General features: G+C 36.1%; 7 protein-coding genes. 3 read left to right on the forward strand and 4 right to left on the reverse strand.

Going from position 1 to position 12,846, the window contains the following annotated elements:
* Positions 1-51: 51 nt before the first annotated feature.
* Complete coding sequence (gene tatA, locus ACFIJ7_RS07080) at positions 52-363, reverse strand: twin-arginine translocase TatA/TatE family subunit (RefSeq protein WP_273788360.1); 312 nt, start codon at positions 361-363, stop codon at positions 52-54.
* 1,634 nt (positions 364-1,997) lie between these two features.
* On the opposite strand from tatA, the gene ACFIJ7_RS07085 reads away from it, so the two are divergent.
* The 3 genes from ACFIJ7_RS07085 (at position 1,998) to pgsA (ending at position 5,892) form a co-directional block, all read left to right on the forward strand.
* Positions 1,998-2,861, forward strand: a complete 864-nt coding sequence (locus tag ACFIJ7_RS07085; protein WP_375644903.1) for a 23S rRNA (adenine(2030)-N(6))-methyltransferase RlmJ — start codon at positions 1,998-2,000, stop codon at positions 2,859-2,861.
* Between the two features lie 397 nt (positions 2,862-3,258).
* Positions 3,259-5,238, forward strand: coding sequence for an excinuclease ABC subunit UvrC (gene uvrC / locus ACFIJ7_RS07090; protein WP_375644904.1), 1,980 nt, complete (start codon positions 3,259-3,261; stop codon positions 5,236-5,238).
* 72 nt (positions 5,239-5,310) lie between these two features.
* Entirely contained in the window at positions 5,311-5,892 is a 582-nt protein-coding gene (gene pgsA / locus ACFIJ7_RS07095) for a CDP-diacylglycerol--glycerol-3-phosphate 3-phosphatidyltransferase (protein WP_375644905.1), read from the forward strand.
* A gap of 297 nt (positions 5,893-6,189) precedes the next feature.
* On the opposite strand, the gene ndk is transcribed toward pgsA, so the two are convergent.
* The 3 genes from ndk to bafA (ACFIJ7_RS07110) form a co-directional block, all read right to left on the reverse strand.
* Positions 6,190-6,612, reverse strand: a complete 423-nt coding sequence (gene ndk / locus ACFIJ7_RS07100; RefSeq protein ID WP_375622178.1) for a nucleoside-diphosphate kinase — start codon at positions 6,610-6,612, stop codon at positions 6,190-6,192.
* A 393-nt stretch (positions 6,613-7,005) separates the two neighbouring features.
* On the reverse strand, positions 7,006-9,576 hold the full coding sequence (gene bafA / locus ACFIJ7_RS07105; RefSeq protein WP_375644906.1) for a BafA family autotransporter: 2,571 nt from the start codon (positions 9,574-9,576) through the stop codon (positions 7,006-7,008).
* Between the two features lie 432 nt (positions 9,577-10,008).
* Positions 10,009-12,573, reverse strand: a complete 2,565-nt coding sequence (gene bafA / locus ACFIJ7_RS07110; RefSeq protein ID WP_375644907.1) for a BafA family autotransporter — start codon at positions 12,571-12,573, stop codon at positions 10,009-10,011.
* Positions 12,574-12,846 lie beyond the last annotated feature (273 nt).

Raw genomic sequence — 12,846 nt, forward strand, 5'->3', positions numbered from 1 at the left:
TAATTCGACTTCCTCATCAAAAAATAACGCACAATGATGATTACGTTTTTGTTATTTGACACGCTGTTTTTTAGCAACAGATGTTTTGCTTCTTTTAGAAGCAGAAGAAGCCTTTCTGCGCGCTGTTACATGTTTTACCGATAGCGGCTGAGATTGTTGAGATTCTACATCAATTATTTGGGAAGTAGTAGCCATTTCAACTTTATCCTCAATGCCATCATCTTCTTCCTTCATATTTTTTTTGAAGGCTTTAATTCCCTTAGCAACATCGCCCATTAATTCAGAAATCTTACCGCGACCGAAAAGCACAAAGATAATCAGTAAAATTATAATTAAATGCGTTGGTGAAAAAATATTACCCATTACTCTCTCTAACTTTATGCTTTTAAATTTGATTTCATTTATTCATGCTTCTTCTGAAGAATGTATCAAATATAATATCTTAATTATATATTTTCTTCTTAACTTAAAAACAATCACACGCTTTTATTGCAAAAGAACTTTTTATCCTCTCATCCCTTTTTAGCGTACTATAACACAAACCATTCCAAAATGATAAACCGCTTCATAGAAAATTCAAAAGGCTTAAAAACTTTTCTAAAATAACTTCATCTGATCTCTTAGTTACTCATCTTCCTGTAAATACTATAGCTCATGTCTTTCCTTTTAAACAAAGTTGTACGTATCATTACAAACATTTCCTCCAATTATCCGTTACTGATAAAAATCATACCATGTTGTAAAAAATTTTACGTATTCAATTAAAAAATTCAGAAAGAACAATCTCTAAAAAACTTTCTTGACACATCATCAGTCTCTTTAAAAACTATCATCTTACGCATAATATTTATTCTTTGCGTTGGTGGGAATTTTATCATCCATTATTCCATATACAATACGAAATATAAGCCATCATCGCATTCAATTAAATATCTGACGTGTGGATAAAAACTATTAGTGGAAAGAGTAAAAATGCACTTTATGAATCAGGTCAAGTGCCAAGAGGTATGGCAATACTAAAAAATAAAAATGGTACCAGCTTGCGCCTTTATTCAGTAAAATACCTCCATATAACCAGCTCTTTGAACCGCTGCATGCCCTAACTATTACAAGTCTCCGGATTCTGGGCATGCGTTCTCATAATATCATGTGCTTAACTTATCTCAGTATTGAAAACAGAATGGGCATTAATAGAAAATTACATTCAATCAAAAGCATGGAATCGAAGCACAATCCATGTAAAAGAATTTCTTATCCTAGTCTTTTTATAAGATTATCTCATAAAGCCGCTAGATAATACAGTGTTAGAAATAGATAAACCTATTTACTTTAGTTAAAAATCGCTCATTTTATTGAGATCGCTTGCAGAGAGCATATCACTTTTCAAAAGTTTTGTTTTAGCACCATACACAATAATCTAGCCATTTAGCGTGTATAATGTAAAGCTTGGGCTCCGCTTAAACCAATGAGATTCATCCACACTTTTACAAAAATCTATCACTATAATACCAGCACTTTATTGCTCTATCCATAATTTTACGCTCGCTAAAAAAACTGATAAATGTAATAATGTTTTTATCAAGCATTTTAAATTCTTTAATCTTTAAACAAGTAAATTTATGAATGAATTTGAAAGATAACCTTAATTTTTTTAACAAACTTCACTAATATTCTCGTTAATTGCTTGTCTTTTATAGTTTTCCTGAAAGAGTCCGCGATCATAAGAAACTTCTCTTACAACATAACTATCTCTATTGAAATGTTTGCCCTCTTCCTATCTATTTTTCATATAAAAAATTAAAATCTTAACGATGAATCTCATAATATAAAAATAGCCCAGTGAATAAATGCTCCCATGACATTAATATTTTTTCTGTAGGGTATTATTTGGGAGTGAGGGTATTATTTGATTTCTATAAGAGTATTTTTATGGATATCAATTCTAATATTCTATGCTAATAATCCGGTACAGTTATACATATGATAGAGTTTATTCCATGAATTATCGGCATATTTATCATGCTGGCAATTTTGCTGATGTTTTTAAACACATTATTGTCACTCGCATTGTAGAATATCTCAAACGCAAAGAAAAAGCTTTTCGCGTTATAGATACGCATGCTGGAATCGGTATTTATGACCTTTCTTCTTTAGAAGCACATAAAACAGGAGAGTATCGCGAAGGTGTCCAACGACTTTTTTCAACTCCTATCCCAGAAGATTTAAGAGCACTCCTTTGTCCATGGTGTAATATCATTGATGCCCTCAATAAAGGGGAAAAAGAAATTGTATTTTATCCTGGATCTCCTGTTCTTATTCGTCAATTATTACGGAAACAAGATCGCCTCACCGCAATAGAATTGCACAATGAAGATTATCATATTTTAGCAAAAAACTTTGCCGGAGATTATCAGACAAAAGTTCTGCATTTAGATGGTTGGCTTTCCTTAAATGCTCATGTACCACCAAAAGAAAAACGTGGGTTTATCCTTGTTGACCCTCCCTTTGAAAAAACTGGAGAATTTTTCCGCCTTATTGAGGGATTAACGAAAGCCTATCGTCGCTTTTCTGGAGGGATCTACGCTTTATGGTATCCTGTTAAATATGACAAAGAAATTGAAAGTTTTCTTCACGCGCTTTATCAAACAGGAATTCCTAAGATTCTACAGCTTGAAATGCGTATCCGAAAAAGTTCAAGTCCACCGACAATGAATGGAAGTGGTATGATTATTATTAACCCTCCCTACCTTTTGGAAGAAGAAATGAAAAAACTCAGCCCCTTTCTTATCAATCGCCTGGGACAAGATGAAAATGCCCAAATAACGCATAAGTGGCTTCAAAAAGAACATCTATTATGTTAGATCTTTCTCTGTATTTTTTCTAAATCAAATATCATGTTGTAAGATACAAACGCATTAAATGATAAAGTTCTTTGATTTTTTGAATAATATCAACACGTTATAATGATAAGCTAATAACGATCAGCGTGAATTAATTTTTTCCCTTTTAGAACGTCTATCTTCTTAATCATCATGAATTTCCTATTCCAATCATTTTAATGAATAAATTGGGCAAATTCATAAAGCTGTTTTAGAATAACAACTCTCATATTTTTTATGAAAAATCGGCTCTCTAAAATCATACTCTTATGCTATAAGATGTTATTTATAGAAAAAATTATAAGGATATAAATAATCATTATTTAATAAAAAAGAATATTTCATATATTAAACAAAAAACATATTCTTAATAAACGGAATGGTCCTGAAAAATAATACAAATTGTCCGAAAAATGAGCGGGAAAAGCTTTCTTTTCTCTCTAACATTACATGGAATAATGCCAATCAAAGTAATGAGAAAAATCAATTCCAAGGTGTAAAATTCATACAAGAGTTTGTTAGACACCTTCCGCATAAGCCAGGGGTTTACCGGATGATTGGTAAAAATGGTGATATTCTCTATATTGGCAAAGCTCGTAATCTCAAAAAACGCGTTTCAAACTATACACGTGAACAGGGACACAATAATCGTATTACCCGCATGATTCGCGCAACATATCATATGGAATTTATCGTCACCCATACAGAAACAGAAGCACTCCTTTTAGAAGCCAATCTCATCAAAAGATTGCATCCACATTTTAATGTATTACTACGTGATGATAAAAGTTTCCCTTATATTATGATTACAGATGATCATCGAGCGCCTGGACTTTACAAACATCGTGGTGCCCGAACACGAAAAGCTCACTATTTTGGTCCTTTTGCTTCTGCTGGTGCAGTGACACAAACAGTTCATGTTTTACAACGCGCCTTCTTATTACGAACCTGTACTGATTCAGTTTTTGAAAACCGTACACGCCCCTGTTTGCTTTATCAAATTAAGCGATGTTCTGCACCTTGTACCCATGAAATTAGTGACAGTGATTATAAAGAACTGGTGAGAGGAGCAAAAGCGTTCCTTTCGGGAAAAGATCAATCTGTTAAAAACGATATGGTTCAAGCTATGCATAAAGCCGCAGAAAATCTTGATTTTGAACAAGCCGCTTCCTATCGTGATCGCTTATCAGCCCTTTCTCATATACAAAGCCATCAAGGTATTAATCCTCAAACGATAAAAGAAGCGGATGTATTTGCAATTGCGCAAAAAGAAGGAATGACCTGTATTCAAGTGTTCTTTTTTCGCATGGGGCAAAATTGGGGAAACCGTGCCTATTTTCCTAAGGCAGACCTCTCTTTTTCCCGTACTGAAATTTTAGCGAGTTTTCTTGCCCAATTTTACGATGATAAACCACTTCCCAAAAGCATCCTTTTATCTGAAGAAATTGAAGAAAGGACACTTCTTACAGAAGCATTGAGTCTCAAAGCAAATCACAAAGTGTCTCTCTCTTTACCCAAACAAGGTGAACGGAAAACTCTTGTTAATCATGCCTATCTCAATGCTCATGAAGCACTTGAACATAAGCTTTCTGAAACAGCCACCCATACAAAATTGCTTCAAAGTCTTGCTAAAACATTCCAACTACCTTTTCCTCCACGCCGGATAGAAGTCTATGACAATTCTCATATCATGGGAACAAATGCTGTAGGGGCTATGATTGTTGCTGGTCAAATGGGCTTTGTTAAAAATCAATATCGCAAATTCAACATTCGCTCAATAGATATCACGCCTGGCGATGATTTTGGCATGATGAAAGAAGTGATTAAACGAAGATTTTCACGCCTTATAAAAGAGCATGATCAGCCAAATAGAAGTCATGACATAAAAGATGATGATCTTTTTCCCATTTGGCCTGATCTTATCTTAATCGATGGTGGTGAAGGACAAATCAACAGTGTACATGCAATACTTGCTGAATTACGATTAAATGACCTCTTCACAGTTGTTGGAATCGCCAAAGGTGTCGACCGTCATGCGGGACGTGAACGATTTTTTATAAAAGGTACCCCCCCCTTTACACTTCCTCCACGTGATCCTATCCTCTATTTTTTGCAACGTCTGCGTGATGAAGCACACCGTTTTGCGATTGGAGCTCATAGGATAAAACGAAAAAAAGCAACATTCAAAAACCCACTTGATGAAATCGAAAATATCGGTCCGACAAGAAAGCGTGCGTTGCTTCATCATTTTGGAAGTGCCAAGGCTGTTGCTAGTGCCTCACTTGAAGATTTAAAAAAAGTTACGGGAATCTCTATGACAATTGCACAAAAAATTCATAACCATTTTCATGAAAAATAGGCTTGTTTCATAACCTTTGCCTTGTTACGTTTAGGAAATATATTCTCTTTCACAAGAATTAAAAATGGCTCCATGAAAAATCATACTTTTTCTTTTCCAAATATTTTAACTTATGCACGAATTGTTGCAGTCCCAATGGTTGTTGCATGCTTTTTTTTAGAAGGGCGACTACAATCAAGTGATATCACTCGCTGGATTGCTGTTTCCATTTTTATCATTGCATCTATTACTGACTTTCTTGACGGTTACCTTGCTCGTATTTGGGAACAAACATCCAATATTGGTCGCATGTTAGATCCAATTGCTGATAAACTTCTCGTCTCTGCCTGTTTGCTCTTGCTTGCCGCAGACAGTACCATCGCTGGGTGGACACTATGGGCAGCTATTATCATTCTTTGCAGAGAAATTCTTGTATCAGGATTACGTGAATATTTGGCTGAGTTAAAAGTTAGTGTTCCTGTCTCTCGTCTTGCAAAATGGAAAACTTTTGTACAGATGATCGCTATTGTATTTCTTTTAGCTGGACCAGCCGGTAATAAAATTTTTCCTTACACAGTAGAGTTTGGCATTACTATGCTGTGGATTGCTGCCCTCCTTACATTGTGGACAGGATGGGATTATTTTCGTGCAGGTTTAAAACACGTTATCCTATGAATAGTATGGAGATTTATAATGATAATTTATCTTTTTGTACTTAAATAAGAGATGAGAGTAGCATAAGATTGATTCATTTTAAATCTATTAATGATAAATCAATAAAACACTCTTTTGCACATTACAAGTAAGGGTGGCATGTAGATAAAAGCTCTTCAAAAAAATAGTAAAAAGCTAAAAAAACGATGAATGCTCCGTATGCTTTTAAAAAAGTCTATAATCTTATAAGCAAAAAACCGAAATATAGTGTTTCGGATTTTTGCTTCTTATATACGCTTTATTATTATAAACGCTTTATTAACCAACAATTTCTACCTCAGAAAACCAAAAAGCGATTTCTGTTTTTGCCGTTTCAGCGCTATCGGATCCATGGACAGAATTTTCGCCAATCGATAAAGCATGAACCTTACGAATTGTCCCTTCTTCTGCATCACTAGGATTCGTAGCCCCCATTACTTCACGGTTTTTAGCTATTGCATTTTCGCCTTCCAAAACTTGTACAACGGTTGGACCAGAAGACATGAATTCCACCAATTCACTAAAAAAAGGGCGTTCTTTATGAACAGCATAAAATTTTTCAGCCTCACGTTTGCTCATCCAGACACGTTTAGACGCAATAACACGTAGCTCCGCATCCTCAAGCATTTTAGTAATTGCGCCAGTCAAATTACGACGGGTTGCATCTGGTTTAATCATCGAAAAAGTACGCTCTAAAGCCATTTAACCACCTTTATTTCATTTATAACATTCTCTCGCCATTTCTATAGCGAGCAAGAAGCCCTTTGCCAAGTGACTCCGCAAAAATCTACACAAATTCTCAAAAATATAGAATGAATTATAAAAAAAACTTTAATAGAAATACCTTTAATTTCTCATCCCATCATAAAGATGCGCTACCGACTCTCAATAAATATTGAACCTTCTTACATAATCTTAAATGCCTCTCATCAAATTTATCATTGAAGCAATAAAGAATCATAAGAAAAGCCTAACATGCAAAATATATATCTTTTTGAAAGCCTTCTTCTTTAAAGAGGATGAACCTAGATACTCCGATCTAGGTTTGAAAATCCTTCTACACACATTGAGATCTATCAAAAAATAACCATATGATTAGAAACTATAGCGTACACCTAAAATACCCTGAAGGGACTGTTTTGTTTTACGTCCTTTAACATAATGTGCCTCACCATATAACTTTAACTTCTCACTCACTAAACTGCTCAAACCGATTCCTAACTTACCTGCATTACCCGATAAGTCAGTGGTAAATGAATGCCGTTGATTAATCAATGTATGGTTGTCATTTTTATTCTCACGCAACCATGCTGCTGTAATATACGCAAGTGATGAGGAATCCACGCGAGAACCAAATTCATATCCTAAAGTTAAGCCAACCTCACTGCGTAATGAAGTGAATGGACGCATGTTACCTGTCATGTCATTCGATAACTTGATTTCTTTACCCTCAACTTGCAACCATGTAAATTGTCCATAAGGCTGCAACCAACTGCTCTTTGACGTCTTAAGTCGATAACCTGCTTCAAAGGAGGTGCCCACCGCCCATTGCCTATAACTTCCTTCAATCCCTAAACCATTCGTTGAAACTGCCTTTAGAGTATTCTGATAATGATTATATTTTAAAATACCATCTAAATACCATCCACTATGATCCAAATAAGTGACATAAGCGCCAATGCCATAAGCATTGATACCGCTCATACCACCCCGTGCATGCGCAATGCGTGCGCGGTCATAACTGCCAAAACCACCTATATAAAATTCTCCATTTTCCCACTCCCTTAAACTATTGATCCCTAAAACAATACCTGTCTGATCCAACTTAAAATCTATATGCTCTGTAGCAATACTCTCTTTAGACTTGATCGCATAGGTCCATAAAGCTGCATTCTTTTTACTTTTATCTAAAATTCCTCTTCCCGCACGCACGGTTTGCATTTCATTGTGAAAAACCATCGCTGGAACCACAGACATAGACAATACCGCATCTGTAGAGGGAGTGGTTAAAAAGTGAGAAACTGAAAGCGTCTCACTCAATTGTGGAGAAGGCTGTTCTTTATGAACTGGACGCAAAATCATTTGATCGGCTAAAGATTGTGAAGATTCTGAAACAACAGCCTGTTGCTTTCCATCAGAAAAATGAAGAGAACTTGCTGGGGGAGACTTCACATGAGTGCGATTTTCTTTAGATGGAGATACCGAAACACTAGAGATATTCTGTCTTTCTCTTAAATGACGTGGAGGACGTGGCTTGGGTTGCTCTTTTTTAGTAGGTTTACGAGGACCGGTATTTTTTCCTCCAGAAGAAGCGCCTTGATGAGACAATGCAAGAGGAACCTTCGTTTTCTTGTTTACACACTGTGCTTCAGTACTCGAATGTTCTGCATTTTCAGAGACTCTGCTTAAAGACCAAATTGTAGCACTACCACTAGAACTAGCACACCTTTCTCTCTTCAGCAATTGATACTGATAGGTTCCACCATCGACAACTGTAATGTTCTTGCCCAAAAAATCTGCCAGAGTAAAATTAGCCCCTCCATCTTGGCTTCTATCGGTAATTAATGGAAGTTCAGTAACTAAACTATTCCTTTTTGAGAGAGAGCCTGTGATTTCAGCACCAGAATCTGCAACGCTTATTTTGTGATTACCTGTGCCCTCATCAACCGACAAGTAATCACTCGAATCCCCCGTAGCACTAATATTGAATCGAAAATGTAAATTCCCTGAAAGTTTCTCAACATGAAGTGAAATATGTCGTGGATCATACGGAATAGAAGTAAAAATAACAGTTCCATTATGCCCTCCTAAATCTTCAATTTCAATCTGAGGTTTTTCTCCTATATTTCGTTCACCAACCTCAAATATTATTTCATCAACTCTTGCCTCTATAGGAATCTTTTTCTTAGTGATATGGTTTGTCCTATCACCAGCGAATAAATAAAGTTCTCCGCCACCATTAATCCTTACTTCTCCAACGACTTCTTGTACACCAACATGGAACCACGATTTAGCAAAACTGTTAACTGTCAGACCATCCACCAACCCTTCAGGATATACAACTTGAATAGCATGATCTTTCAAATTAGTAGCATAAGATTCTCCTAACGCTAAGACGTGCTGTCTCCCATTCCCAGAGATCTCAGCATACATTGATTTTCCCCCCTCTTTTCTTTCTCCCGAATAAAGATTTTGTTCTCCGTTATCTCCTACTTTCGTATACCAAACCCACGCTCCATCATACACATTCTGCTGTCCCACTACTCCACCATCCCCTGAAACTGTAGAATTATATGCACTACTTTTTCTCTCCACGCTTGTAAGATCAAGATCTTTTTCTTCATGAATAAACTGCTTACCACCAAGGATTTCGGTACCTATCGCAGTTCCTCCGCGTGTAACTATTTGCATTCCCCCTTTTTTAATAGTGGAACCTATAGAAGTTGCTCCATTTTCAACAATTTCAACACCGCCATCTCCAATTTTACTCTTACTACTGGGAAAATTATTTGTAATCAGTGCTGAACCTTTTGGTATCTCTGCTCGATTTCCTACATGTTCTACTATTGTTAGCTCTCCATTCCTGTTTTCAACTGCATTTGCAACTTGTACAAGACAACTACTGATCATCAATACTGAAAAACTTAACTTATGTTTATACTGCATTATCGACACTCCACTCTCAATTATTTAGAAAAATATCCCACGGCTACGTAGGTAACCCGTCTTAGATTGTATCGTAATGTGTTTTATTTATGTTTAAAAACACTTTTAAAGTGTATTTTTTAATATAAACAACTTTAAGTTGTGCATCTATAAGCAGCTAGAAAGTTCTAACTTAAGGCAGAAAGTCTGAATAAAATTCAAACTGTTTACTTGAGTTCAAGGAACAATTTTCAATATTTGAAGTTATAGATGAAAAAAACGCTCGTGCCTTCAAAGGAGAGTATAAAGATATCCTTACTGTTTGAGAAGATCTCTACACTCTCGAGAAGATAAAATCGAGCGTTATCTGTTTAAGCTTGCAAAATAATTACATTCATAAAGTTAATCAAAATAATTACATTCATAAAGTTAATCAGCCGCGTACACACATATTTAGAAACTATAGCGTAATCCTAAAATAGCTTGAAGAGCATTCTTAATCTTATGTCCTTTTAGATAATGTGCTTCCGCATAAAGTGTCAGTTTATCATTGACCGAACCGTTTACACCAATTCCCAATTTACCTGCATTACCCGATAAGTCTGTAATAAATTTATGCTGGTTATTAATTGTCGTATAATTATCATTTACATTCTCACGCAACCAAGCTGCCATAATGTAAGCTGTTAATGAAGTTTCTGAATTCACAAAGAATTCATGTCCTGCAGTTAATCCAACTTCACTGCGGAATGAAACCAATGGGCTTAGATCACCTATCATTCCATTTGAAAGTTTTATTTTTTTACCTTCAACCTGCAAACCTGTTAGCTTGATATAAGGCTGCATCCAAGTATTCTGTGCCGGTGTAAAATAACAACCAATTTCAAATGACCCACCTATCGCCCACTGATTGTAATGACTTTGAATAGCTAAACCATGCGTGGAGATAGCTTTCAAATTATCTCGGTAATAATTATATTTCAAAACACCATCCATATACCATCCGCGATGATCAAAATAAGTTGCATAAGTTCCAATGCTATAAGAACTCAGATCACTATTACCACCTCGTGCATGAGAAATACGTGCTTGATCATAACTACCGAAACCACCAACATACAACTCTCCATGCCTTAATTCACTCAACTGATCAGCACCAAAGACTAAACCTGTCTGCCCAAGCTTAAAGTGTGTATGTCCTGTCGCAATACGTTCTCTGCTCTTAATCGCATAAGTCCATAGTTCGATATCTTTCCTATTTCTGTTCCAAATTTTTCTACCATTCCTTACAATTTGCAACTCATTGTTAAAAACAAGTCCAGGAACTACGGACAACGTTAACACTGCATCTGTAGAGGGTGTTGTTGATGTCTCACCAGGAACAAAAGGATTTGCCGGATCTGGAATAGAGGTTTCTGGTCCACTGAGGCGGTCTGCAGATAAAAACCACACTTTTCCATTTTCATCCTTTCTTTCTTTCAAGTCATACATATAAGTTCCACCATCAATGGCGTTAATTTTGTCACCCTTAAGATCTGTCAGCGTAAAATGTGCGCCACCACTTTGATCCATAATTAAATCACGCTTATTTGAAAAAGGATCCGTGATTTCAACTCCAGAATCAGCAACACTTATCGTATGATTCCCAGCACCTTTCTCAACAAAGAGATAATCACCACGGTTATGGGCAATCGTAGTATTGAACGCGAAATGTAAATTTCCTGAAAGATTATTCACATGAAGCTGAGAATAATATGGATCAGAACCTGTAAACGAAAAAATAACACTCCCTTCACCACTTAATTTTTGTATCAAAGAACTTTTTCCATCAAACTCATCAGTAATAGAGTACAGTTTTGTATTTTTTCCATTTAAAATAATATCTTCTACTATGGTACGATGTTGATCATTCCCAGCATAAAGATGAATCTGCCCAGAATGATTTACCTGTGTCTTGCCTTCTAATGTTGCCCCGGCATGCACCCATGATTTTGTTTCATCATTCATTGTTAGATTTTTTACAGATCCATCAGCATATATTTCCTGAATAGCGCTCTCATTTAAAGTAACTCCAATAGCCTTACCGCCTTTTAAGATACGCTGTTTACCACCGCTAAAAATTTCTGTGTCAAATGCAAAACCACCATTTTTAGCACTTTGAGATTTTTTTCCAACCTCTTGTACGCCCCCTCGCATAACTTTCGTATCCCAAACTTTTCCGCCATCATATACTTTTTGTTGTCCTAGTGTTTCATCTTGACCATAAATGACAATATGAGAAGCACTACTCCCTTTAACCTCTCCTCCAACATCCCCCTCCCCGAAAACAAGTTGCTCCCCACCATAAATTTTAGTCCCCTCTACTTTTCCTCCATTTCCAACACTTTGTTGTCCACCTTCTTTAACGACAGCATTTTTCGAAAAGCCTTGTTTTCCATTTAAAGCCTCAACATTTTCAGTTCCACCATGTTCAATTTTACTATTCTCACTGAGACCTCCTGCATACACATAAAGCTCTGCACCATTCCTTACAGTGTTATTAATGGACCGCCCTGGGCTATCACTCTCGCCATCATTTGAAATGTATGCTTTACCTTCATTATCAAGGACATAATTTTCTAACAGTGCCCCATCTTTAATGAAGATAAGTTCAGGTTTTTTAAGAAACGCAATATTTTGTTCTTGTACATTATATCCGACATTGTCACGACGACTGCTGTCAAGCTCCTGTTGACTCGCAAACACTCTAGCGCCCTTATCCTCAGTAAAATCGCTAGGCTTTTTTAACAAGTCTAATTCATTGCGCGTCCTTATAACAACATCATTAGATGCTCCAAGTATGCATCTTCCTGTTTTCATATCCTCATTGTATTGACCCTGAAATTTTTTGCCATTTTCATAACTTGAAGATTGACAAAAAAGTGGTACTCCCCCCTCATTTGCAGCAGCAGCTTGCACAAAACAGCTGCTCAACATGAGTATCCAACAATGTCGTTTCCATTTATATTGTAGAGCCATATCCTCCCCCCCTTCACGCCTGCATAGACACTAAACGTAATTAGCTCTACAAAACATATTTTCAACCTTAGATTACAAACAATCCTTCTTAAAAATCCTTCTTATCTCATAAAAAACTGTTCTTTACAGTTTTTTTAATACTTTTTTGATTAAGAATATAAGGGCGTTTTTATAGTGCTTCTTTAGCATTTCCTCGGAGTTTTCTTATCAAAGAAAAAGTAATGCATAATAAAGTATATAAGGGTATACAGCTACCATGAAAAGCGAAGCGGC

It is taken from the genome of Bartonella sp. MR100HLJHH, from assembly GCF_042194215.1.
Taxonomy (GTDB): domain Bacteria; phylum Pseudomonadota; class Alphaproteobacteria; order Rhizobiales; family Rhizobiaceae; genus Bartonella; species Bartonella grahamii.